Raw genomic sequence first — 22,338 nt, 5'->3', positions numbered from 1 at the left:
GCGTGAAATCGTTATCCGGCCAGTTTCCCGACAAGACTGTCGAGATTCTGGTGCGACCCGGGGGGCGAATGAGCCTCAACGAATCTATTGTCCAAGACGTGGCGCTGGAGCGGTTCGGAGCTTAACGCCGCGAGTCCAAGGAGACCGCCAACAACTTTTCCCGCACCCTCGCCACCCTGCGCGACACGCTGCTGCCAAAGCTGCTGAGCGGCGAGTTGAGCGTGGCGTCGCTCGAATCCAGACAGGAGGCCGTTGCATGACCACCGCTGGCGTTTTGGCTCGACCTCGCCGAATTTCGCCAGCGAGTTCCCCGTATCTGGATTTGAGCTCCCTGAAGTTGAGTGGCAAGGCCGCAGTCCTGCCCGCAAATTCCTGCAATTCCAGGCAGGCCAGGCCATGAGCGACGAAGCCTTGCCCCAATCCGAATTCATCCTCTACCAGACCGAGGATGGCCGCACGCGCATCCAGTGCCGGTTTGAGAACGAAAGCATCTGGCTATCGCAGGCGCTCATCGCGGAGCTCTTCCAGAAAGATGTGCGGACTATCAACGAGCACATGGGAAACATCTTCGAGGAAGGCGAATTGAGGCGAGAGGCAACTATCCGGAAATTCCGGATAGTTCGCCAGGAAGGCGCGCGGGAGGTGGCGCGGGAGGTCGAACACTACAATCTGGACGCTATCCTCGCCGTCGGTTTCCGCGTGCGCAGCCAGCGCGGCACTCAGTTCCGCCAGTGGGCGACCACACGCCTGGGCGAGCTCCTGGTGAAGGGCTTCACCATGGACGACGAGCGACTGAAGAATCCTCCAGGCAAGGGGCAGCAGGATTACTTCGACGAACTGCTGGAGCGCATCCGCGACATCCGCTCGTCGGAGCGGCGCTTCTACCAGAAGGTGCTCGATATCTACGCGACCAGTGTGGACTACACGCCGGATGCGGAGCAGTCCCAGCGCTTCTTTGCCGCCGTGCAGAACAAGATGCACTGGGCCACGCATGGCCACACCGCCGCCGAGATCATCCACGAGCGCGCCGATTCGAACAGGCCGTTCATGGGTCTGCAGACGACGCGGCCGGGCGGCATCGTGCGCAAGGACGACGCGACGGTTGCCAAGAACTACCTGACCGAAGACGAGCTCCAGGTACTCAACCGCATCGTGAACCTCTACATCGAATACGCGGAGCTGCAGGCGCTGGAGCGCAGGCCGATGACGATGCGCGCCTGGATCACGAAGCTCGACGAGTTTCTGAAAATTTCTGGACGCGAACTGCTGGATCACGCGGGCAAGATTTCCGCTGACGATGCCCGCGCCAAGGCCGATCGCGAATATGCCCGCTATCGTGTGCTGCGCGATGCGCAGCCGCGGCGCGTGGATGTCGATTTCGAGAAGGCGGCAAAGGAATTGAAGACGCTTCCGCGCCCCAGAAAACCCAAGGCAGGGAAACCATGAGCCGCAACGAATCCATCGTCGAAGACGCAGCGCTTAAACGGTTCGAAGCGCAACGCTGCGAGTTCAAGGAAGCCGCCAACAACTTTTCCAGCACCCTCGCCACCCTGCGCGACACGCTGCTGTCGAAGCTGCCGAGCGGCAAGTTAAACCAGTCATTGCTGGAACTGCGGATGCTTGACCTGCTTGCGGAAGAGCTGCTCGCAGCGCAGCGCAAGGTTTTCGGTGCCAGATTCGACGCGCTGGGCCGCGACGAACGGCTGCCGCTTGCGGCCGCAAGCTCGGAGCAAGTGGTAAGGCATTCCCGCGTGCGGGAGATGACCAGTCTCCATTCGGTCGATGCGACGCGGCTGCTTCAGGGTCTGGTGAGGGACGGCTTTCTCGAGTCGCACAACCCGGGGCGCGGCGCGGTTTATTGCCTTCCCGGGGCGGCAATCCCCAAGCCGGAAGAGGTGTTCCTGGCTGGCTCCGCACAATCCACGGAACGCTCCGCACTTTTGGAGTCCAGCTCCACACATTTGAGTGACACTCCGAATATTGAGGTACAGCAGCGTGACCACGATGACTGCCTGCCTGCTTAGTGGCCAACTCGATGTGCCGGTCATCGATTCGCTGAACGGCCTGACTCCAGCGTTCCGCATTGAGCTGGAAAAGCTCGCGATTGAGCCCAGATCAAAGAAAGAGATTGCCGAGGAGGCGATGCAAAAGGCGATTCTCGCCGTCTGCCGTGGCCATTTTGTCGCGCTGAGCACACTGGCTGAACTGCTGAAGCGAGATCCGCATGCCCTACGCCAGCAACACCTCAAGCCTTTGACCAGGGACGGGAAATTGCGCCTGGCGTTCCCGACCGCGCCGATCCATGCGAAGCAAGCTTACCGGTCCGCCGAATGACGCTTTCGAAGATCAAGGAAATGGACCTGGCCGGCCGCTTTCGAGGCAACGACCGACAGGCCGCGCCAGGCCAAAACAGGAAGTGGACCTGGGGTGAGCCGACATGATCGCCAAAGTCCAGCTCTGGGGCCGCACGATCGGTGCCGTCTCGCTCGCGGAAAGGCGGGAGGTGGCCACGTTTCAATACGACACGGAGTTCGCGCGCAGCGGGATCGAAATTTCGCCGCTGAGCATGCCCTTGAGCGAGCGGGTGCATCAATTCCAGGCGCTGCCGCGCGAGACCTTCCACGGTCTGCCGGGGCTGCTCGCGGACTCGCTGCCGGACCGCTTCGGAAACGCCTTGATCGATGCCTGGCTGGCCACGCAGGGCCGCACGCCAGACAGCTTCAACGCCGTCGAGCGCCTTTGCTACACCGGCAAGCGCGGCATGGGTGCGCTGGAGTTTGCTCCGGTGCTGGGGCCGAGCGAGCGCAAGACGACGAAAATTGAAATCGACGCGTTGGTGCGACTGGCCGGCGAGGTGATGACGCACCGAAACGATCTCCAGGGACATTTCCACGACACGGGTAGAGAGAAGGCGCTGCGCGCCATCCTGAGCGTCGGCACGGTCGCCGGCGGGGCTCGGGCCAAGGCGGTGATCGCCTGGAACCCGGCCAGCAACGAAGTGCGTTCGGGGCAAATCACGGCCGGCGAGGGTTTCGAATACTGGCTGCTGAAGTTCGACGGTGTTTCCGGCAACAGGGACAAGGAGCTGGAAGACCCGCAGGGATACGGGACCATCGAGTTTGCCTACCACCTGATGGCCAAGGCGGCGGGCATCACGATGAGCGCCTGCCGGCTGCTGGAGGAAGACGGGCGGCGGCACTTCATGACCCGCCGCTTCGATCGCTTGCCTGGCGGGGAGAAGCTGCACATGCAGTCGCTGGGTGCGCTAGCGCATTTCGATTTCAATCAAGCGGGAGCCTACGCCTACGAGCAGGCGCTGCTGATCATCCGCCAATTGCAACTGCCGATGGCCGCGGTGGAGGAGCAGTTCCGGCGGATGGTGTTCAACATCGTGGCGCGCAATCAGGACGACCATGTGAAGAACATCGCCTTCCTGATGAACAAGGAGGGCGCGTGGTCGCTCGCCCCGGCCTTCGACCTCACCTACAGCTACAATCCGTCGGGTTCCTGGACGGCCACGCACCAGATGACGCTGAATGGGAAACGGGACGGCTTCACGCTGGCGGATTTCAAGGCCTGCGCGAAGGCGGCGCTGATGAAACAGGGCCGCGCAGCGACAATCATCGCGAAAGTGCAGGCGGCCGTGCAGCGCTGGCCGGAGTTTGCCGCTCAGGCACGCCTCGCCGATGAATGGCGCGACACGATTCAAAAAACCCACCGGCTGTCTTTTCCAGAAAAATGATCCGCCCCCGCGACTCCCTGCACCTTGCCCTGCGCGCGATCACCGCGCACCGCCTGCGCAGCTTCCTGACCCTGCTGGGCATTGCCGTCGGCGTCGCGGCGGTGATCCTGCTGACCTCGATCGGCGAAGGCATCCATCGCTTCGTGCTTGCCGAATTCACCCAGTTCGGCACCAATGTGATCAGCGTCGCGCCGGGCCGGACGAAGACCGCCGGGCACGCGCCGAGCGGCATTCCGACCTCGGTGCGGCCGCTGACCCTCGACGACGCACGCGCCCTGGCCCGCCTGCCACACATCACCGGCATGACGGCGACCGTCTGGGGCAACACCGAAGTCAATGCCAATGGCCGCCTGCGGCGCACGACGGTCAATGGCGTCAGCCCCGACATGCTCAAGGTGTTCAGCATCAAGGTGCGCAGCGGTCAGTTTCTGCCCGCCGAGGACGCCGACAGTGCGCGCGCCTTCATGGTCCTGGGCGCACGCCTCAAGGAGGAGTTGTTCGGTAGCGCCAACCCGCTTGGTGCCCGCATCAGCGCCGGTGGCATGCAGTTTCGCGTCATCGGCGTCCTCGAAGCCAAGGGTCAGTTCCTGGGTATCGATCTCGACGACGCCGCCTACATTCCGACCGCGCGGGCGCTGGAGCTGTACAACCGCGACGGGATCATGAAGATCGATCTATCGTACGAGGAAGGCGTGCGCGCCGCCGGCGTCAGCGCGCGCGTCAAGGCGACGCTGACGGCGCGCCACGGCCGCGAGGATTTCACGATCACCACCCAGGAAGACATGCTGCGCACCCTGTCGAACATCCTCGACGTGCTGACCATGGCCGTCGGTGCGCTGGGCAGCATCTCGCTGCTCGTCGGCGGCGTCGGCATCGTCACCATCATGACCATCGCGGTCACCGAACGGACGGGCGAAATCGGCCTGCTGGTCGCCCTCGGCGCGCCGCGGCGGACCATTCTCGGGCTCTTTCTCGGCGAAGCGGTCGCCCTCTCGGCACTCGGCGGATTGCTGGGCCTGCTGCTCGGCTTCGGGCTCGCGCAGTTGATCCACCTGCTGGTGCCGGCCCTACCGGTGCACACGCCGCTCAGCTTCGTCGCCCTGGCCGAACTCATCGCCGTGCTCATCGGCCTGTTGGCCGGGGTGCTGCCGGCCCGGCGTGCGGCACGGCTGAACGCCGTGGACGCGCTGCGCGCCGAATGAGGCGACACGGCTCGCTGGCGGCAACGAACTGCGCTGCGGCTACCCGATCCTATCCCTTCCCAACTTCTTCTTTCTACAAGGACCAACGATGAGCAACATTCCCCTGCGCATTTATCACAACCAGCGCTGCTCGAAAAGCCGCGCCGCCTGCCAGTTGATCGCCGAGAAAGGCGTCGAAGCGGAGATCGTCGACTACCTCAAGACGCCACCGACCCGCGAAGAACTGCGTGCGCTGCTGGCGATGCTGGGCATGAAAGCGGCGGATCTCGTGCGCCGCAGCGAAGCCGTTTTCAAGGAAAACTACGCCGGACGTTCGCTGAGCGACGACGAGTGGCTGGATGCCCTGGCCACACACCCGATCCTGATCGAACGCCCGATCGCCGTACGCGGCGAGCGGGCGGTTCTCGGCAGGCCGCCGGAGAAGGTGCTGGAGTTGCTCTAGGCTGCGGTCAGCGCTTCACTTGCGCGCGCCGCCCTTCACCGACCACGAATCCCGGAGCGTCACCGTGCGATTGAAGACCGGCGCGCCGGGCTGCGAATCGACGCGATCGGCGACGAAGTAGCCATGCCGTTCGAACTGGAAGCATTCTTCCGCCTCGACCGCCTTCAGCGAGGGCTCGAGCCAGGCCTGGATGACGCGCATGCTGTCGGGATTGATGTCGTCGCGGAAATCGCGTTCGACGCCCTCCGGGTCGCCTTCGCGCCGGGCGCCAGGTGAGGGGACGGAGAACAGCCGGTCGTAGAGGCGCACTTCGGCAGGGCAGGCCTCGGCAACCGAGATCCAGTGCAGGTTACCCTTGACCTTGTAGTCGTCGGCACCGGGCGTACCGCTCTTCGAATCGGCGAAGTATTCGCAATGAACGGCGCTCACGGCACCGCTGTCGTCAAGGTCGAAAGCGGTGCACTTGACGACATAGCCATAACGCAGACGGGCCATATTGCCGGGATAGAGGCGATGGTAGCCCTTGCTTGGTTGCACCATGAAGTCTTCGCGTTCGATCCACAGCTCACGGCCAAAGGGCATGGCGCGCTTGCCGGCTTCCGGCTTCAACGGATGGTTGGGCGCAAAGCACTCCTCGCTTTCTCCGATCGGGTAGTTGTCGATGATCAGCTTGAGCGGATCGAGTACCGCGACGCGGCGTTCGGCGGCATCGTTGAGGATTTCGCGCATGCAGTCTTCGAGCAACGAGTACTCGATCAGCGAGTCCGATTTCGAGACGCCGACACGCTCGGCAAAGAGGCGAAACCCTGCCGCCGGGTAGCCACGGCGGCGCGCGCCGACCAGCGTCGGCAGACGCGGGTCGTCCCAGCCGCTCACGTGCTTTTCCTCGACCAGCTGGATCAGCATGCGCTTCGAGAGGACGATGTAAGTGAGGTTCAGTCGGGAGAACTCGATCTGCTGCGGTAGCGGCCGCTGCAACAGGCCGCCTTCGGCCAGCCGCTCGAGCAGCCAGTCGTAGAAAGGGCGCTGGTCGGCAAATTCGAGGGTACAGATCGAGTGGCTGATGTTCTCGAGGGCGTCTTCGATCGGGTGCGCATAGGTGTACATCGGATAGACGCACCAGCGGTCGCCGGTGTTGTGGTGGCTGGCGTGGCGGATACGGTAGATCGCCGGATCACGCAGATTGATGTTGCCGGCGGCCATGTCGATGCGCGCCCGCAGGATGTGCGCGCCGTCCGGAAACTCGCCCTGCTGCATGCGTTTGAAGAGGTCCATGCTTGCCGCGGCGCTGCGCTGGCGAAACGGCGAATTGGCACCCGCTTCGGTGAGCGTCCCGCGGCTGGCACGCATCTCCTCGGCGCTCTGGCTATCGACGTAGGCGTGGCCGCTGCTGATCAGGTATTCGGCAAACTCGACCATCCAGTCGAAGTAGTTGGACGCAAAATAGAGATTGCACTCGCTGTCTGTCGACGCTTCGGCGAGCGGACCTTGCCAGGAAAAGCCGAGCCAATGCACGGCATCGACGATCGAATCGACGTATTCCTGCTCTTCCTTCTCCGGGTTGGTGTCGTCGAAGCGCAGGTGGCAGCGACCACCGTAGTCCTGCGCCAGCCCGAAGTTCAGGCAGATCGACTTGGCGTGGCCAAAGTGCAAATAGCCGTTCGGCTCCGGCGGAAAGCGCGTGCGGATTTTCGCCGCGTCGAGCGCACCGGCAAGTTGCTGTGCGGCCGGCCCGGGCTGGCCCGACCATCTGCGCGCCGCATGCTTGCCGGCGGCGAGATCGGCTTCGATGAGGTTACGGATAAAGTTGCTGCTGGCGACTGCTGAGGTGCTCGCCGCACTACTGCTGGGCTCCTGGCTCACGGGGCGGTCCTTGATTCGAGAAGCCTTGCATTTTACCCGTCCGGGCTGGCAGCACCGCCGCTTTTCGCAGCCTGCGCATGCGCACGCGCTTCGAAGGCGCTGACCATGCCGGCAGCCATCGGCATGACCAGCAGCTGAATCACCGGCATCAGCAGAAACGAACGTGTCTCGCAGTCAAGCGCAAAGTCGACGTGGCAGCGATCATCGCCGAACGGCGTGAAGGCCCAGCGGATGTCGAAGTGCGCGAACGAGCGGTCGTTGGAACGTATGCTGATCTTGTGCGGGCGATCGAGCTCGGTGCGCGTGCGGAAGCGATGCAACAGTAGCCCGAGCGCCAGGCTCTGCTCGGTTTCGTAGGCCGCTTCTTCGCGGCGAACGATCTTCGCATCGGCGATCAGCGGCACGAACTGGGGATAGCTTTCGACATCGGCGACGACATCGAACAGGTACTCGGCGGCGAGCGCAATAGCGCGGCTTTCACGGTGGGTTGCCATGGGCTGCTGCCTCCTGTTTTCCGTTTCACTGCGCGCTTGCGTGCTCGGAGCCGGACAGCGCAGGGCACAGCATCACGAGCTGGGCACGGCTGCCTGACGACACCCCGCACGCATAACAGCAGTGATCTGGAAAGCGAGTTTCTTGGCGATAGCCCGGGCCTCGTCTGCCGGGAACACGTCATAGAGTGAAGCCGGTTTGTGGGTGTTCAGGTTATCGAGCACCACGCGAATGCTTTTCGCCACGGGGAAGGGGGCAACCAAGTGCTTCATGGCGTGCGCAAAATCGATCTTGGTTCGGCGTTCGGTGATCAACACCTCGCGCCAGCCGCGTGCTGGCTTGGATATCATCATCAGGTCGCGAACGCCATTGCGTTGCTATTCCACGTCAAAGGGCGCCGGTGCGCCGGGTTCCACGAGAATGGGCTTACCAACGATCATGACAGTCGAGATACCCCGGATGATGAAAGTCATGACCGTTAATGTGAAAGTCGCGCAAAAAAAACAAACCCCGCTGGCGCGGGGCCTGCCCAGGCACAGAATTGTTCAGTGCTTGCGCCGCGACACCCGGATTCCGACAAGGCCCAGGCCAAGAAGTGCAAGCATGGCGGGTTCCGGCACCTTAGCATCACCTCCGTAGATCCGCGTCCCTTGTTGTACAACGCAGCAAGTGTCACTCAAGATCGGATCGCTGGCGTCGATAAAGTTGCCATTGTTACCGAAAAGGCCACCGCCCAGGCTGGTCAGGCCGTTTTGCGTCACCGTCGTACCGGGAAGCAGCCAGTGATAGGTGAACTCTTCGTCGGATATTACACCGAAGTAGTAGGTGGTGTTTGCAGTCAGCGCCAAGGAGAATAGTGGCGAGTCGTACCACTGTAATTCAACTCCGGCGCTCGTCGCTTGAAGCCCAGATTGATAGAGTCGTGTTCCGTCCGGCAAAAAGATTGCGAAGTTCAGATCGCCAGCATTTTGCAGTTGCCCGAAGACGCCGAACTGGTCGATGCTGACCGGTGCTGCGCCAACATCGATGCGCGCAAGAATGCCGGAGTTTGCAGAGCGCGTCTCGTCTACCGCTTCGGAAGGCTCGGACGGGTTACCGGCAAGGTTGTCAATCAATAGCAAACCGGCATTCGCGGGCGACGAAAGGGAGGCTGCTATAGCCGCTATAGCCGCTATAGCAGCCAGTTTATGGGCAGCCCCGAGAAGTTCTTTCAGCATGATTATTCTCCTAGCAAGTTTGGATTGAACGGCTGCGACGGATTTGTGATGAATTGGTCAATATCTTTCCACGGATAGCCGCAACTCAACACGCAAAAAGCGTGCCAGATAGTGCTTTTATCATGTAAACAATGACCTGATGAAGTATGGTCAGCCGGACGTTCCGGATGTGTAAAAAATCCCGACACGCGTGGCGGCCCCACAACACACCGGCGCAAATGAGACCCAATGCCTCGGCGCTCACGAAACCTGACCTTTTTCGTTCACTAAAACGGATTCAGCAGACCGCCGCCGTGGCGTGGCGCGGATGCACACCGATGAACTTGCCGGCGACGATGCTGGCGGCAAGCTCGACGGTCAGCGACAAACGCAGGAAGGCGAAGCCGTTGTTGCTGTCGAGGTTCGCGAGCCTCAGCTTGATCGCCGCCTGCTGGATCTTGTCCAGCGTCGCAGCAGCGCCAAGGACGCCGGTCTCGACCACCGCCAGAAACGCATGGAAGTTGGCGACCGACCCCCAGGCGGCGGTGACAGTACCGGCGGCCTGGCAGGCGGGGTCGATGGTGGCGAGAATCGACAGTGTTTCGCTGCCCTTGGTGTTGGTCTGCATGGACGTCTCCTGCGGAAAACAGAGGGGGGAGAAGGGAATCGAGAACCACGGCGGGCACGACGGCCCCGAGAGGGTTCGCGACTCGCTCAGCGCGCGGTGAGTTGGATGCAGGGCGAGAGCGTGTTGGCCTCCCTTGGCCGGGGCGATCGGGTTCTGCATCTGCGATTGGCCGTCCATGCGGAAGGTGGTGCGAAACGCCGTCAGGTCGGCGTCGAAGTAGAGGTGCATCGACATCGCCGTGAAAAAGCTGCCGCCTTGACAAGCATTTCCCTGGCGGGTAGATTCGCCTCCTGCCCGCGTCAGCATGCCGGGTTTTCGCCGATTTGACGTAAACAGATTGCGGGCGCGTTAAAAATTGCGGGCGCGTTAAAAATCCCGCTACCGGTCATGACCTGTCGAGAGACCCCAACTCATGAAAGTCATAATCGCCCCTCTTCCCCGGGCTCTTCTCGTACGGTGGGAGAAGGGAGATTCGTGATTCGCGATTGGCGATTCGCGTACGCGACTTTCACATTGAAGCGAGGCCCGCACCAAGACCCGTTGAGCTTTTCGCCGACGGGTTTTTTGTTTTGTAGCGCCGCAACCGTACACAAGGGATAGCCATGCAGCCGGACCGTACCGCCGAACTCAAAGCCTGCCTCGAAAGGAAAATTCTCGTTCTCGACGGCGCCATGGGCACGATGATCCAGCGTCATCGGCTGCAGGAGGCGGATTACCGCGGTAGCCGCTTCGCCGCGCATCCCCACGACCTGAAAGGCAACAACGACCTCCTGGTGCTGACCCAGCCCGATCTGATCCGCTCGATTCACGCCGAGTACTTGTCGGCTGGCGCGGACATTATCGAAACCAACACCTTCAATTCGACCAGCGTCTCGCAGGCCGACTACCACCTCGAAGCGATCGTGCACGAGCTGAACGTCGCCGGCGCCCAACTGGCGCGCGCGGTGTGCGACGAGTTCACCGCGCGCGACCCGAGCCGGCCGCGCTTCGTCGCCGGCGGCCTCGGACCGACCTCGCGCACGGCGTCAATCTCGCCCGACGTCAACGATCCGGGTTACCGCAACACCAGCTTCGACGAACTCGTCGCCACCTACAGCGAAGCCGTGCGCGGACTGTGCGAAGGCGGCGTCGACCTGATCCTGGTCGAAACCGTGTTCGACACGCTGAACGCCAAAGCCGCGCTCTTTGCGGTCGAGCAGTACTTCGAACAGGTGGGACGGCGTTGGCCGGTGATGATCTCGGGAACCATCACCGACGCCTCCGGGCGGACGCTATCCGGGCAGACCGCGGAAGCGTTCTGGAACTCGCTGAGCCACATTCGGCCGCTGAGCTTCGGCCTCAACTGCGCGCTCGGCGCCGCCGAATTGCGCCAGTACGTCGAAGAGTTGTCGCGGATTTGCGATTGTTTTGTTTCGGCCTACCCCAACGCCGGCCTGCCGAACGCTTTTGGCGGTTACGACGAGACGCCGGAGCAGCTCGCCGCGGAAGTTTCCGACTGGGCCAGGCAGGGTTTTGTAAACATCGTCGGCGGCTGCTGCGGCACCTCACCCGAACACATCGCCGCGCTCAGCAAGGGCGTCGCCGGGGTCAGGCCGCGGCGCCTGCCGCAAGTCGAGCAGAAGCTGCGCCTCTCGGGCCTCGAGCCCTTCAACGTCGGCAAGGACTCGCTGTTCGTCAATGTCGGCGAGCGCACCAATGTCACCGGCTCGAAAGCCTTCGCGCGGATGATTCTCGAAGGCCGTTTCGACGACGCACTGGCGGTCGCCCGCCAGCAGGTCGAGAACGGCGCGCAAGTGATCGACATCAACATGGACGAGGCAATGCTCGACTCGAAGGCGGCGATGGAGCGCTTCCTGAAGCTTATTGCCAGCGAGCCGGACATCTCGCGCGTGCCGATCATGATCGACTCGTCGAAGTGGGAAGTCATCGAAGCCGGCCTCAAATGCATCCAGGGCAAGGGCATCGTCAACTCGATCTCGATGAAGGAGGGGGAGGCCGAATTCCTGCGCCAGGCGCGGCTGGCGCGGCGCTACGGCGCGGCGGTGGTGGTGATGGCTTTCGACGAAAGCGGACAGGCCGACACCTACGCGCGCAAGACCGAAATCTGCGCCCGTGCCTACCAGCTGCTCACCGAGCAGGCAGGCTTCCCGCCCGAGGACATCATCTTCGACCCGAACATTTTCGCCATCGCCACCGGCATCGAAGAGCACAACAACTACGCCGTCGACTTCATCGAGGCCTGCAAGTGGATTCGCGCCACGCTGCCGGGTGCGCAGCTCTCGGGTGGCGTTTCCAACGTCTCCTTCTCGTTCCGCGGCAACGACGCGGTGCGCGAAGCGATCCACACCGTCTTCCTGTATCACGCGGTCAAGGCCGGCCTGTCGATGGGCATCGTCAATGCCGGCATGCTCGGGGTCTACGATGACCTCGACCCGGTGCTGCGCGACAAGGTCGAAGACGTGGTGCTCAACCGCAGCCCCGAGGCCGGCGAAGCGCTGGTCGAGTTTGCGCTGACGGTAAAGGAGGGCAAGGCCAGAGACAGCGGTCCCGATTTGAGCTGGCGCGAGCTGCCGGTCGAGGAGCGCCTGACGCATGCGCTGGTCAAGGGCATCAACAACTTCGTGGTGGGCGACACCGAAGAGTGTCGCGCGGCGCTGGAAGCCGCCGGGAAACCACCGCTGTCGGTCATCGAGGGGCCCTTGATGAACGGCATGAACGTCGTCGGCGACCTCTTCGGCGCCGGCAAAATGTTCCTGCCGCAGGTGGTCAAATCGGCACGGGTGATGAAGCAGGCGGTCGCCCACCTGATTCCCTATATCGAAGCCGAGAAGCTGCGCACCGGGGTCAGCAGCAAAGGCAAGATCGTCGTCGCCACGGTCAAGGGCGACGTGCACGACATCGGCAAGAATATCGTCGGCGTCGTCCTCGGCTGCAATGGCTACGACGTTGTCGACCTCGGGGTGATGGTCTCCTGCGACAAGATCCTGCACGCCGCCCGCGAACACGGCGCACAGGCAGTCGGCCTGTCGGGCCTGATCACTCCGTCGCTCGAGGAGATGAGTCACGTCGCCAGCGAAATGCAGCGCCTGGGCTTTGCCGACGGCGTTGATGGCGGCCCTGCCGTGCCGCTGCTGATCGGCGGCGCGACGACCAGCCGCGCGCATACGGCGATCAAGATCGCGCCGAACTACAGCGGACCGGTGATCTACGTCCCTGACGCCTCGCGCGCCGTCGGCGTCGTCACCCAACTGCTGTCGATCGACCGCGCCGCCAGCTACAAGGCCGAAGTCGCTGCCGACTACCAAAAGCTGCGCGCGCAGCACGCAAACAAGAAGGGCATCCAGCTGGTGACCCTTGCCGCAGCGCGCGACAACCGTTTTTCGGATGACGCCGAGGCGGCCTACAAACCTGTCGCACCGAATAAGCCCGGCCTGCACGTCCTGCGCGACATCGACCTGGCGACGCTGGCCGAGTTCATCGACTGGGGACCGTTTTTCCAGACCTGGGATCTGGCCGGCAGCTTTCCGAAAATTCTCGATGACGCGCTGGTCGGCGAGACGGCGCGCGAAGTCTATGCCGACGCACAGAAGATGCTGCAGACGATCATCGAGGAAAAATGGCTGAGCGCCAACGCTGTCTTCGGGCTCTTCCCGGCCAACGCCGTCGGCGACGACATCGAGATTTATGCCGACGAAGCGCGTAACGAACGCTTGATGAGCTGGCACAACCTTCGCCAGCAACAGGAGCGCCCCGCGGGCAAGCCGCACTACTGTCTGAGCGATTTTGTCGCTGCGCGGGGTACGCCGGACTGGCTGGGCGCCTTTGCCGTCGGCGCCGGCTTTGGTATCGAAGCCAAGCTCGCCGAGTTTGCCGCCGCCCACGACGACTACCGCGCGATCCTCCTGAAAGCGCTCGCCGACCGCCTCGCCGAAGCCTGTGCCGAGTACTTGCACGCGCAGGTGCGCCGCGATTACTGGGGCTACGCCAGCGACGAGACACTGGACTGCGCGGCACTGATCCGCGAGGACTATCGCGGCACCCGGCCGGCTCCCGGCTACCCGGCCTGCCCCGACCATACTGCCAAGCGCGCCCTCTTCGCGCTGCTCGACGCGCCCGCCAACACCGGCATGGGCTTGACCGAGAATTTCGCGATGACGCCAGCGGCGGCAGTTGCCGGCTTCTATCTGGCGCACCCGCAGGCGCGCTACTTCGCGGTCAGCAAGATTGCCCGTGACCAGCTCGAAGACTGGGCCGAGCGCGCCGGCTTCAGCGTCAGCGAAGCCCAACGCTGGCTGGCACCTCTGCTCTAGGCGACGAGCGGGAGGGGGCAGCGATGAGCGCACCAGGGCTGCCCGACTTCGTCGCACGTGACGTCGACCTTGGCATGCGCACGACGCTGCGCTTGCCGGGCCGGGCTGCCTTGCACGCGGAAATCCACACCAGCACGCAACTGGCAATGCTTGCCGGCAACCACCGATGGCGTCGCTTCGTTCTCGGCGCCGGCAGCAATCTGGTACTCACCGGCGACTTCGATGGCCTGCTGCTGCAAATGGCGATTCGCGGTCGCGAGCTGATCGGTGAAGACGACGACGCCTGGTACGTCCGTGCCGGTGCCGGCGAAAATTGGCATCAACTGGTGCTGTGGACACTGGCGCAGGGCTGGCCCGGGCTCGAAAATCTGGCGCTGATTCCGGGCACGGTCGGCGCCGCGCCGATCCAGAACATCGGCGCCTACGGACTGGAAGTCGGCGAGCGCCTGCATGCCCTCGAAGCCATCGACATGCAGACCGGCAGAACGCTGCGACTCGCTCACGCCGACTGCCGTTTCGCCTACCGTGACAGCGTCTTCAAGCAGGAAGGCTGGCATCTGGATGGGCAACGGGTGATCACGCGGGTGACCTTCCGCCTGCCGAAAGCCTGGCAGCCACTACTCGGCTACAGCGATCTCGCCACCGAACTCGAAGGGCAGCGGAGCAGCGACGCGAACGACTCGCCGAACACTCGGCCGGACAGCCATCCGAACGGCCACCCGCAGGGCCAAGCGGACAGCCAGGCCACTGCCTGGCAAATCGCCGAGGCGGTGATCCGCGTCCGCAGCCGCAAGCTGCCCGACCCGGCAACGCTGCCGAACGCCGGCAGCTTCTTCCACAACCCGGTGGTCGGCGCCTCGCTCGCCGAACAATTGGCGATTGCACATCCGGGTCTGCCGCGCTATCCGCAGCCCGACGGCCGCATCAAACTGGCCGCCGGCTGGTTGATCGAGCGCAGCGGCTGGAAAGGTCGGGATCTGGGCCGCGTCGGGATGTACGAGAAGCAGGCGCTGGTACTGGTCAATCGCGGCGCGGCGTGCGGCGCCGAGGTGATGGCGTTGGCGCAAGCCGTGCAGGGGGATGTCCGCGAACGCTTCGCCGTCGAGCTCTTGCCCGAGCCGGTTTTTCTCTGAATGCTGAATGCCGGGCCGAAGGCCTTCGACAGTCCGCCTGTGGAGGACCCTGCGCTCAGACCGGCACGACACTGCCACAAAGCTCGATGAACTCGCCGTCCTGAAAACAGGCGCCAACGGTGTGCTCTTCATCCCAGAGCGTCGTGTAGGCCAATTCGGTGCTCACTTTTCCATCCACAAAAGCAAGCGACACGGACACCAGCGATACCGCCCCCCAGACTTCACGGGCGTCCACCAGCTTGGGAAATGCGGCGCCGGCTTCGCTCAGCTCACCCCTGGCCAGGGACTCGGCATACGGGCCGTAATGCTCCAATAGCGCCTGTTCGATGCTTGGCCGCCAACCGGCAAACTGCGTGGCGACTTCGCGTGCCGCCTGCAAGGCCGGCGCGTCGGGCTCGCTGCGCGTGCCGGAGATCGCCAGCGGGACGTTTTCATCGCTGCCGAGGCTGATCGATCCGCGCCAATGGCCGCGGGAGCGCAAGAGCTCGCCAAGCTGTGGATCGCGGAACGGTGCTGATTTGAAAAGATCGAACATGGCTTTTGCTCCGTGCTAAACAGGCATACAGAGTGAATCGCGGCAATTGCCGGGGGTGACAGCAGCGTCCGCTGAATGAGAAGCCGCTCGCCGGGTATTAGGGGCATCAAAATGCCTCGTCCGGCCGCAGGAAGCGCCATTGCCCAAGCGGCAAGTCAGCCAGTCGGACCGCACCGATGCGGACTCGCTTGAGGCCGCAGACACGCAGGCCGACGAGCTCGCACATGCGCCGGATCTGGCGTTTTCGCCCCTCGCGGAGCACGAAGCGCAGCTGATCATCGTTCAGCCATTCGACCTTGGCCGGCTTGAGCTGGCGGTCGTCAAGGCTGAGGCCGTGATTCAACAGCGCCAGGCCTTTGTCGTCAAGCTGACCTTCGACACGAACCAGATACTCCTTGTCGATGCAGCTCTCCTGACCGATCAGCTGGCGCGCCACGCGCCCATCCTGAGTAAGCACCAGCAAGCCGGTCGAATCGATATCCAGGCGGCCGGCCGGTGCCAGGCCCTTCAAGCATGAAGGATGGAATACTGGCGTGTCCGGCGTGCAGCGCTGATTTTCGGGTTGAACCAGGGTAACCGCTGGCGTGAAGCCGGGCTCCGGCTGCCCGGAAACATAGCCCATCGGCTTGTGCAGCAGGATCGTCATTCGGCTTTGCTGCTGCGCCTGCGCCTCCTTGTCGAGAACGATTACCGCCGCCGGATCAGCGCGAGTGCCGAGTTCGCTGACCCGACGGCCATCGACGAAGACCCAGCCGCGCACGATATAGTCGTCGGCGTTGCGGCGTGAACAGAGACCACGCTCGGCCATCAGCTTGGAGATCCGGACACCCGTCTGGGGAGCGCTGCTCGCTACCGCGGCAGGCTTCGCTGGCGCCGGAATGCGGGCCGGCAGTGCCGCCCCGTTCGACGCTACAGCCGATGGCAAGCGCGCCGGAATCCGGCGCACTTTTGGCGGCGCCTTGACGTCGGCCGCTGCTGGCGCGCGCGACGCCTCCGCGGCTGCCGCTGGCGGCTTACTCGAACCGCCGCCGCGGCGGCTTGCCGCCGCCCGAGTGCCCGGTGCTCCGCTGGGGGTCTTGCGTGGCCGATCGGCCATCAATCAGGCGATGTCCAGCAACTCGATTTCGAAAACGATCTTGGCGTGCGGCGGAATCAGGTTGCCGGCACCGCGTGCCCCGTAAGCTAGATCGGCAGGGATGGTGAGCCGACGAACGCCACCTACGCACATCCCCGGGACGCCTTCGTCCCAACCGGCAATCACATGTTTTCCGTCGAGCGGAAAACGGAAGGGCTCGTTGCGATCGACGCTCGAGTCGAACTTCGTACCGTCGGCAAGCCAGCCCGTGTAATGCACGATAACGTGCTGGCCGGAACACGCAACAGGGCCACTGCCGGCAATGATGTCCTCGAACTGCAGGCCGCTGGGGGTGGTGACGATGGGCATGTGAGATCCTTGTGAACGAAAAAAACCGCAGTTTAGCCCAGCAAGCCACGAAAAGGGCCATTTTCGCGCATTTTGCCAGGTCTCCACCGGGCGCCAGGGGGGTAGCTTTTTGGCATATTCGTTCCTGGCAGCCGGAGCAGGGCCGCGAAGCCATATCAAACTAATGGATACCCTCGCCCGCTCGGTGTGCGATCCGGTAAGATGGGAAAAAACTAGGGCAAGGAACACGAACAATGCATGCATCATCGCTCAGTGAGCCGGTCGTTACCGACCGGGAAGCCCTGCAGGAGTTCATCGACATCCTGTGGGAATACACGCCGACGATCGAACGCGATGTCGCTCGCCTCAAGAACCATCCCACCGAACACGCGGTCGTTGGCAACCTGTTCCGCACTCTGCACAACATAAAAGGCGACGCAGCACTGTGCAGGGTAGAAGTGGCAGTGGCCATCGTTCACCCGATGGAATCGGTTCTGGTGCGGGTACGAAACGGTGATCTACCGTTCACCAATGCCATTGCCGAAGCCACACTATTGACCATCGACCGCCTGGAACTGGCAGTTGAACGGCTATCCTCGGAGCAAACACTCGCTGGACTGCAGCTGCAACTCCTGATCGAGGGCTTGGAAAAGCTGGCCGCGGCAACGCCATCGGAACTGGACGCCTGTGTCGCCGACCTCATCGAAGCGGTTACCGGCAAGCGCCCAGTCACGGTTGCGGTCAAGGCCCCCGCAGCGCAACGCAAGCCGGGCGACGCTTCCCGATCACAAACGGCCGACGACCTGCTTTTCTTCCTGACGCTGGCCAATCAGTTCGAAATGCGCTCGCCGCGTTTCGCCGGCCGTACCATGCGCATCCTGCGCCTGGCGCTGGAAACCAATCAAATGGCCGGCAATCCGATTGACCCGGTGCAGCTGGAAGCCGCCATCTACATGCACGACGTCGGGATGATGTTTCTTCCCGAATCGGTGTGGCTCAGGGCCAGCGCACTGACCCCCGCAGAGCAACGCATCATGCGCGCACACCCTGAGTATGCCGCCGGCCTGCTGTCGCGCATGGAGAGCTGGGCGGCCGCCGCCGCGATGGTCGCCCAACACCATGAAACGCCCTTCGGCAAGGGTTACCCGGGCGCGCTTACGGGGGAACAAATCTGCCCTGGTGCCAAGGTCCTGGCCATTGTCGATGCCTTCGAGGCGGTGATGTTGAAGCACACCGAGCGCGGCCGCAAGCGTTCGCTGTTGCGGGCCATCGCCGAAGTCAACGCCTGCGACCAGCAGTTTGCGCCGGAATGGATCGAGCCCTTCAACCAGGTGATACGACGTGCCGCTGAAAGCCGATGACTGATTTAGCAACAGCCGACCTGGAGCGTCGCTTCGCGGGTATCGCCCGCTTGTACGGGACGGCCGCGCTGCAGCGCTTTCAGCGCGCGCATATCGCCGTCGTCGGCGTCGGCGGCGTCGGTTCCTGGGCTGCCGAAGCACTGGCACGCTCGGCAATCGGCAGGATCACGCTGATCGATCTGGACATGGTCGCCGAATCCAACGTCAACCGCCAGGTGCACGCCCTCGACGGCGAGTTCGGCAAGGCCAAGGTCAGCGCCATGGCACAGCGCATCCAGGCCATCAATCCGGCCTGCGTGGTCAAGGAAGTCGAGGATTTCGTAACCCCGGAAAACGTCGATACGCTCCTCGCTGGCCCCTTTGATTATCTGATCGACGCCATCGACCAGGTGCGCACCAAGGCGGCGATGATCGCCTATGCCCGACGTTGCGCGCTGCCGCTGATCACCGCCGGTGGTGCCGGCGGCCAGATTGACCCGACACGAATCCAGATCGCCGACCTGGCTTTGACCATCCAGGATCCCTTGCTCGCCAGGCTGCGCGCGCTATTGCGCAAGGACTACGCGTTCACCAGGGAGGCAAAGAAGAAGTTTGGCATCGCGGCGGTCTTCTCGAGCGAAGCGCTACGCTATCCGGAAGCCGCCACGACCTGTGATCAAGCGCCGGTGCTCAGTGGCCTGAGCTGTGCCGGCTACGGTTCATCGGTCTGCGTCACCGCCACCTTTGGCCTGCTGGCCGCCGGGGAAGTGCTCAGGGTCCTGGCCAGCACCGCTGGTGCAGTGCCCGACCGGGGCTGCGCGTAAGCCTAAGGCCGGGTCTTTGCTGACGGCAGCCCGGCAACGGGCCGCCGGTCAGCCGATCACGACCCGATTCTTGCCGGCCTGCTTGGCCGCGAACATCGCCTCGTCGGCACGTTTGCTGACCGAAGCCTGGGTATCACCGGCGCGCAACTCGCTGAGGCCAGCGCTGAAGGTGATCAGCTGTCGGTTGTTGTCGTGCAGGAAGATGCGCCGGGTGAGCTCACGTTGCAGGCGAACCAGCGCCGTCTGCGCGTCCTCGAGCTGCGTGTCCGGCAGCAGGATGATGAACTCCTCGCCGCCAAAACGAGCCACCGTGTCCTGCGGCCGAATGGTCTCGCGAATGACCGTGGTCAAATGGATCAGCGCTGCATCACCGGCGTCGTGCCCGAGTGTGTCGTTGAGCTTCTTGAAGTTGTCGATGTCGAGCAAGGCGACGCAGAGGGTCGATTGGCGGCGCTGCGCGCGCGCCGTCTCCTTCTCGAAAGCTTCTTCAAGACCGCGGCGGTTGAGCGCCCCGGTGAGCTGGTCGTGACGAACCAGGGTGCTGGCTTTGTCGAGTTCGACCTGCAATTCGCCGATACGCTGCTCGGCTTCGTCGACACTCTGTTTGGCACTCCGCAGCTCATCACGCGAGCGCTGAGCGTTAAGCTGGATGATTTTCGTCTCGCGAATCACTTCCGCGAGTACGTCTTCCAGCTCGGAGATGTCTTCGGCCGCGCTGATGCGGTCAGCGCAGATTTCGATCTTGTCGTGATACTCCGAAGTCGAATCGGCAAACTCGGCCAGGTGATCGACGAAACCGGCCAGCATCTGCTTAAGGTTTTCGCGCGCTTCGTTGAGGCTGTGCTTCAACTGCCCCTGCTTGAAAATCACTTCCCTGAGCCGATTCTCGGCGTCACCGATCGAGCGCAGGCTCAACGGGCCGGCAACAATTTCCCTAACGATCGCGATCTGTCCAGCAAGCCAACGGTCCTCGACGACCAGCTCGCCGACGTTCTCGATCAGCAACTGCAGCAGATTGAGCAGACCAGCGCGCAGCTCGACGCGATCTTCGGCGAGCAGCTCAAGGCGGAAAGCAAAACGCTTGATGCCTGCCTGCAAGCCCTCCATCGCTGCACGCGAGGTGGCCGTGCGCAGCTTGTGCGCCAGGGCTGTCGCGTCGGCCACCAACTCCGGCTCGTCCTGCAGCAGTGAGGGAACGAGCACCGCTAGCGTGTATGCGAAGATTTCGCTCAGTTCGGCCGACAACTGGGCAGCCAGATCACTGCTCTGCAGCGCTTTCTTAGCCGCAGCAAGGTCCGCCGGCGACGACGACTTGGCCACCAGCGCAGGCGTCGCTTTCTCGTCCTCGACGAGGGGGATTTCGTCAGCCATCGGCGCATTCAGCGACCACGAGCGGAGCAAGCTCTGCAGACGTGTGAAAAGCAGCTCGCTGTTGCCAGCGGCGCCGGCCAGCAGGCGCTCGAATGCCTCGCGCTTGCGGGCGACGGTAAGGCCCGCCTGCTTGCCCTCCCACTGCCGCAGAAAGTCGCCGAACAGCTCACTCCAGGGTAGATCCTGTTCCTTGCCAAGCTGCGCGAAAAGCTCGCCCAGGCCGCGCTTGAGCTCCTCCCAGGTCTTGCCCTTGAAGGCCTGCTCGAAACGCTTCAGCAAGCGCTGCTGCGCCGGCTTTTCTCTTGGTAGCGCATTGAGCAGAGCCTTCAGCTCACGCTCCGGAAACGGCGTCGCGGCGGCGGCTGAAATACCCGCGATCTCATGGTAGAGCGCCTGATAGTTTTCGGGTGACGGCGACATGCGCCTGCTAGCCAACAGGCGAAAGGCTTCGCGGGCAATTTCTGACGGATTCGTGAGAGTTGGCATGAGCTTCCATCAACAAGACATACGGATCGCGGCATTCTAACAGCGTGCCCACCGGGGAGAAAGCATGCCGCACAGCGGAAGTCACGATAGATCAAACACCTGGCGACGACGAGCAGGAGCCCTCCCTGGCTGCGCGGGCCATCGGCCAGCAAGCCATCGGGCCAGCACGTCGACCCCAATCAGCCCGCGTGCAGGCGCTTCCGTGGCTACCCCAGGATTGCGATTCGGCTATAATCAGCGCCTCGACAGAATTACCCCGCCTCCGTAGCATGAAGGTCGTGCAGTTGATTTGTAATCATCAGGTGTTGGTTCGATTCCGACCGGAGGCACCATTAAAAACAAGTAGTTAGCCCGGATCACAAGGCCGGGCTTTTTGTCGTCTGCAGAAAAGTAGGCGCATAGCAGGCGGATTCGAGCATTCCGAATCTATCCCGCCAAAGAAAAACCCGACGCTGGGCCGGCTCGGTGCCTGATTGGCGCAGGCCTTGCGGGGTGACGTTTCCTGCCGGCTTGGGTGCGTGGCCGTCGATGGTGCCGAGGCGACCCGAGCCGTCAATCGCGCAATGACGTGGCCAGACGTTCTGCCCCGGCCCTTGGCGGCTAACTGGAGAAGCCAGCCCCGAAGGGCGAGATCCGACGGCGGCAACAGTGGAGCAGCTGCGCGCCATGAGGTCCCTTCAACGAAGCTCACCCCGAAGGGCAAGATGTGACCTTCCACCGTCGACACGCGGCCGTCGGCCGCCTTGTCGCATTGACGCTGATCCCGGCGGCGTCGATGACAGCAGCCCTGATAGTGGTGTAGAGGTCGGGCATGCTTGTCTCCTGATCGTTGGCGATAACCGGACTATTAATAGTGTTGAATTCTATCGCATGCCGCCTCAGTAGGCGCTCGTTGTTACATCGCTATGCGCCGCCCCCATGCCGCGAGTGAGCAGGTGCTGTGGCACCGGCAGCCGCCAGTATTAGTACAGGTGGTGCGTTTGCGTAATCTGGCCCGATGGCGCTGCGACGCTTTCCACGGCTCTTGTGGAAGGCTTTTCGGCAGACGGATTCTGTGTGCAGTCGGCGCAGAAGATGGCAAGGCCATGCTATCCAAGAGCCTTGCCCTGGCCAGGGTAGTGCTGCGTTCTGGGGGAAGCGATCTGCTTGTTGCTTCACCAACGAAAGCAGCAGGGGCACACCGAACTTCCGCGGCTGATCCATGGTGATGCTGTTGCCAATGGCGTTGAAAATCTGGTCGGCCGACAGGAAAGCCCAGGGGGACAGCCAGGCCAAACCAGAGCCCGGTCGCAATCCATTGCGGCGACCGGCTGTCGCATGGCTTGTCGCTGGATACGCGACCCAAAGCAAG

The 22,338-nt window shown here is 63.1% G+C and carries 19 protein-coding genes and 1 tRNA gene; 11 read left to right on the top strand and 9 right to left on the bottom strand.

Annotation, left to right across the window (positions count from 1 at the left end; genetic code table 11):
- Window positions 1-396: 396 nt before the first annotated feature.
- The 6 genes from QZ648_RS22150 to arsC all read left to right on the top strand — a co-directional run bounded on the left by QZ648_RS22150 (window position 397) and on the right by arsC (window position 5,386).
- The gene (locus tag QZ648_RS22150; protein ID WP_291998318.1) at window positions 397-1,446 is read left to right on the top strand and encodes a virulence RhuM family protein; all 1,050 of its coding nucleotides are present in this window, start codon (window positions 397-399) and stop codon (window positions 1,444-1,446) included.
- A complete protein-coding gene (locus tag QZ648_RS22145; RefSeq protein ID WP_291998317.1) occupies window positions 1,443-2,024 on the top strand; it encodes a hypothetical protein in 582 nt (193 codons plus the stop codon). The genes QZ648_RS22150 and QZ648_RS22145 overlap by 4 nt, the downstream gene beginning before the upstream one ends.
- Window positions 2,025-2,037: 13 nt before the next feature.
- On the top strand, window positions 2,038-2,334 hold the full coding sequence (locus QZ648_RS22140) for a hypothetical protein (protein WP_291998316.1): 297 nt from the start codon (window positions 2,038-2,040) through the stop codon (window positions 2,332-2,334).
- A 103-nt stretch (window positions 2,335-2,437) separates the two neighbouring features.
- Entirely contained in the window at window positions 2,438-3,742 is a 1,305-nt protein-coding gene (locus QZ648_RS22135; RefSeq protein WP_291998315.1) for a HipA domain-containing protein, read from the top strand.
- Window positions 3,739-4,944, top strand: a complete 1,206-nt coding sequence (locus QZ648_RS22130) for an ABC transporter permease (protein WP_291998314.1) — start codon at window positions 3,739-3,741, stop codon at window positions 4,942-4,944. The genes QZ648_RS22135 and QZ648_RS22130 overlap by 4 nt, the downstream gene beginning before the upstream one ends.
- Window positions 4,945-5,032: 88 nt before the next feature.
- On the top strand, window positions 5,033-5,386 hold the full coding sequence (gene arsC / locus QZ648_RS22125; RefSeq protein ID WP_169067172.1) for an arsenate reductase (glutaredoxin): 354 nt from the start codon (window positions 5,033-5,035) through the stop codon (window positions 5,384-5,386).
- Window positions 5,387-5,401: 15 nt separating this feature from the next.
- Here the strand turns inward: arsC and QZ648_RS22120 are convergent, their stop codons facing one another.
- From QZ648_RS22120 to QZ648_RS22100, 5 genes are all read right to left on the bottom strand, one after another.
- Window positions 5,402-7,249, bottom strand: coding sequence for a glutamine--tRNA ligase/YqeY domain fusion protein (locus tag QZ648_RS22120; RefSeq protein ID WP_291998313.1), 1,848 nt, complete (start codon window positions 7,247-7,249; stop codon window positions 5,402-5,404).
- A 32-nt stretch (window positions 7,250-7,281) separates the two neighbouring features.
- Window positions 7,282-7,743: a type II toxin-antitoxin system RatA family toxin gene (locus QZ648_RS22115; RefSeq protein ID WP_291998312.1), complete on the bottom strand. Its 462-nt coding sequence runs from the start codon at window positions 7,741-7,743 to the stop codon at window positions 7,282-7,284.
- A 72-nt stretch (window positions 7,744-7,815) separates the two neighbouring features.
- Complete coding sequence (locus tag QZ648_RS22110; protein ID WP_291998409.1) at window positions 7,816-8,091, bottom strand: transposase; 276 nt, start codon at window positions 8,089-8,091, stop codon at window positions 7,816-7,818.
- A gap of 195 nt (window positions 8,092-8,286) precedes the next feature.
- Complete coding sequence (locus QZ648_RS22105; RefSeq protein ID WP_291998311.1) at window positions 8,287-8,958, bottom strand: PEP-CTERM sorting domain-containing protein; 672 nt, start codon at window positions 8,956-8,958, stop codon at window positions 8,287-8,289.
- Between the two features lie 277 nt (window positions 8,959-9,235).
- Window positions 9,236-9,793: a hypothetical protein gene (locus QZ648_RS22100; protein WP_291998310.1), complete on the bottom strand. Its 558-nt coding sequence runs from the start codon at window positions 9,791-9,793 to the stop codon at window positions 9,236-9,238.
- Between the two features lie 374 nt (window positions 9,794-10,167).
- On the opposite strand from QZ648_RS22100, the gene metH reads away from it, so the two are divergent.
- Together metH and murB are read left to right on the top strand one after the other, a co-directional pair.
- Window positions 10,168-13,875, top strand: coding sequence for a methionine synthase (metH, locus tag QZ648_RS22095; RefSeq protein WP_291998309.1), 3,708 nt, complete (start codon window positions 10,168-10,170; stop codon window positions 13,873-13,875).
- 23 nt (window positions 13,876-13,898) lie between these two features.
- The gene (murB, locus tag QZ648_RS22090) at window positions 13,899-15,008 is read left to right on the top strand and encodes a UDP-N-acetylmuramate dehydrogenase (protein ID WP_291998308.1); all 1,110 of its coding nucleotides are present in this window, start codon (window positions 13,899-13,901) and stop codon (window positions 15,006-15,008) included.
- Between the two features lie 55 nt (window positions 15,009-15,063).
- Here the strand turns inward: murB and QZ648_RS22085 are convergent, their stop codons facing one another.
- The 3 genes from QZ648_RS22085 to QZ648_RS22075 form a co-directional block, all read right to left on the bottom strand.
- Window positions 15,064-15,543: a hypothetical protein gene (locus QZ648_RS22085; RefSeq protein ID WP_291998307.1), complete on the bottom strand. Its 480-nt coding sequence runs from the start codon at window positions 15,541-15,543 to the stop codon at window positions 15,064-15,066.
- Window positions 15,544-15,649: 106 nt separating this feature from the next.
- A complete protein-coding gene (locus QZ648_RS22080; RefSeq protein ID WP_248595446.1) occupies window positions 15,650-16,639 on the bottom strand; it encodes a pseudouridine synthase in 990 nt (329 codons plus the stop codon).
- A 3-nt stretch (window positions 16,640-16,642) separates the two neighbouring features.
- On the bottom strand, window positions 16,643-16,987 hold the full coding sequence (locus QZ648_RS22075; RefSeq protein WP_169067163.1) for an FKBP-type peptidyl-prolyl cis-trans isomerase: 345 nt from the start codon (window positions 16,985-16,987) through the stop codon (window positions 16,643-16,645).
- Between the two features lie 233 nt (window positions 16,988-17,220).
- Between QZ648_RS22075 and QZ648_RS22070 the strand changes: the two genes are divergently transcribed.
- Together QZ648_RS22070 and tcdA are read left to right on the top strand one after the other, a co-directional pair.
- Complete coding sequence (locus QZ648_RS22070) at window positions 17,221-18,327, top strand: HD domain-containing phosphohydrolase (protein ID WP_169067162.1); 1,107 nt, start codon at window positions 17,221-17,223, stop codon at window positions 18,325-18,327.
- A complete protein-coding gene (tcdA, locus tag QZ648_RS22065) occupies window positions 18,324-19,130 on the top strand; it encodes a tRNA cyclic N6-threonylcarbamoyladenosine(37) synthase TcdA (protein ID WP_291998306.1) in 807 nt (268 codons plus the stop codon). The genes QZ648_RS22070 and tcdA overlap by 4 nt, the downstream gene beginning before the upstream one ends.
- Before the next feature lie 48 nt (window positions 19,131-19,178).
- Here the strand turns inward: tcdA and QZ648_RS22060 are convergent, their stop codons facing one another.
- The gene (locus tag QZ648_RS22060; protein ID WP_291998305.1) at window positions 19,179-20,987 is read right to left on the bottom strand and encodes a GGDEF domain-containing protein; all 1,809 of its coding nucleotides are present in this window, start codon (window positions 20,985-20,987) and stop codon (window positions 19,179-19,181) included.
- A gap of 258 nt (window positions 20,988-21,245) precedes the next feature.
- On the opposite strand from QZ648_RS22060, the gene QZ648_RS22055 reads away from it, so the two are divergent.
- Window positions 21,246-21,319: transfer RNA gene (locus tag QZ648_RS22055), tRNA-Thr, on the top strand.
- Window positions 21,320-22,338 lie beyond the last annotated feature (1,019 nt).

This window comes from Candidatus Accumulibacter sp. ACC012 (genome assembly GCF_907163155.1).
GTDB classification, from domain to species: Bacteria; Pseudomonadota; Gammaproteobacteria; order Burkholderiales; family Rhodocyclaceae; genus Accumulibacter; species Accumulibacter delftensis.
This window is presented reverse-complemented; position numbering and strand designations above follow the sequence as displayed.

Excerpts from the sequence above, each read along its gene's own strand:
- QZ648_RS22150 (WP_291998318.1), top strand. The coding sequence starts at position 397 with ATGAGCGACGAAGCCTTGCCCCAATCCGAATTCATCCTCTACCAGACC.
- QZ648_RS22145 (WP_291998317.1), top strand. The coding sequence starts at position 1,443 with ATGAGCCGCAACGAATCCATCGTCGAAGACGCAGCGCTTAAACGGTTC.
- QZ648_RS22135 (WP_291998315.1), top strand. The coding sequence starts at position 2,438 with ATGATCGCCAAAGTCCAGCTCTGGGGCCGCACGATCGGTGCCGTCTCG.
- QZ648_RS22130 (WP_291998314.1), top strand. The coding sequence starts at position 3,739 with ATGATCCGCCCCCGCGACTCCCTGCACCTTGCCCTGCGCGCGATCACC.
- arsC (WP_169067172.1), top strand. The coding sequence starts at position 5,033 with ATGAGCAACATTCCCCTGCGCATTTATCACAACCAGCGCTGCTCGAAA.
- QZ648_RS22115 (WP_291998312.1), bottom strand. The coding sequence starts at position 7,743 with ATGGCAACCCACCGTGAAAGCCGCGCTATTGCGCTCGCCGCCGAGTAC.
- QZ648_RS22110 (WP_291998409.1), bottom strand. The coding sequence starts at position 8,091 with ATGATATCCAAGCCAGCACGCGGCTGGCGCGAGGTGTTGATCACCGAA.
- QZ648_RS22105 (WP_291998311.1), bottom strand. The coding sequence starts at position 8,958 with ATGCTGAAAGAACTTCTCGGGGCTGCCCATAAACTGGCTGCTATAGCG.
- QZ648_RS22100 (WP_291998310.1), bottom strand. The coding sequence starts at position 9,793 with ATGCACCTCTACTTCGACGCCGACCTGACGGCGTTTCGCACCACCTTC.
- metH (WP_291998309.1), top strand. The coding sequence starts at position 10,168 with ATGCAGCCGGACCGTACCGCCGAACTCAAAGCCTGCCTCGAAAGGAAA.
- murB (WP_291998308.1), top strand. The coding sequence starts at position 13,899 with ATGAGCGCACCAGGGCTGCCCGACTTCGTCGCACGTGACGTCGACCTT.
- QZ648_RS22085 (WP_291998307.1), bottom strand. The coding sequence starts at position 15,543 with ATGTTCGATCTTTTCAAATCAGCACCGTTCCGCGATCCACAGCTTGGC.
- QZ648_RS22080 (WP_248595446.1), bottom strand. The coding sequence starts at position 16,639 with ATGGCCGATCGGCCACGCAAGACCCCCAGCGGAGCACCGGGCACTCGG.
- QZ648_RS22075 (WP_169067163.1), bottom strand. The coding sequence starts at position 16,987 with ATGCCCATCGTCACCACCCCCAGCGGCCTGCAGTTCGAGGACATCATT.
- QZ648_RS22070 (WP_169067162.1), top strand. The coding sequence starts at position 17,221 with ATGCATGCATCATCGCTCAGTGAGCCGGTCGTTACCGACCGGGAAGCC.
- tcdA (WP_291998306.1), top strand. The coding sequence starts at position 18,324 with ATGACTGATTTAGCAACAGCCGACCTGGAGCGTCGCTTCGCGGGTATC.
- QZ648_RS22060 (WP_291998305.1), bottom strand. The coding sequence starts at position 20,987 with ATGCCAACTCTCACGAATCCGTCAGAAATTGCCCGCGAAGCCTTTCGC.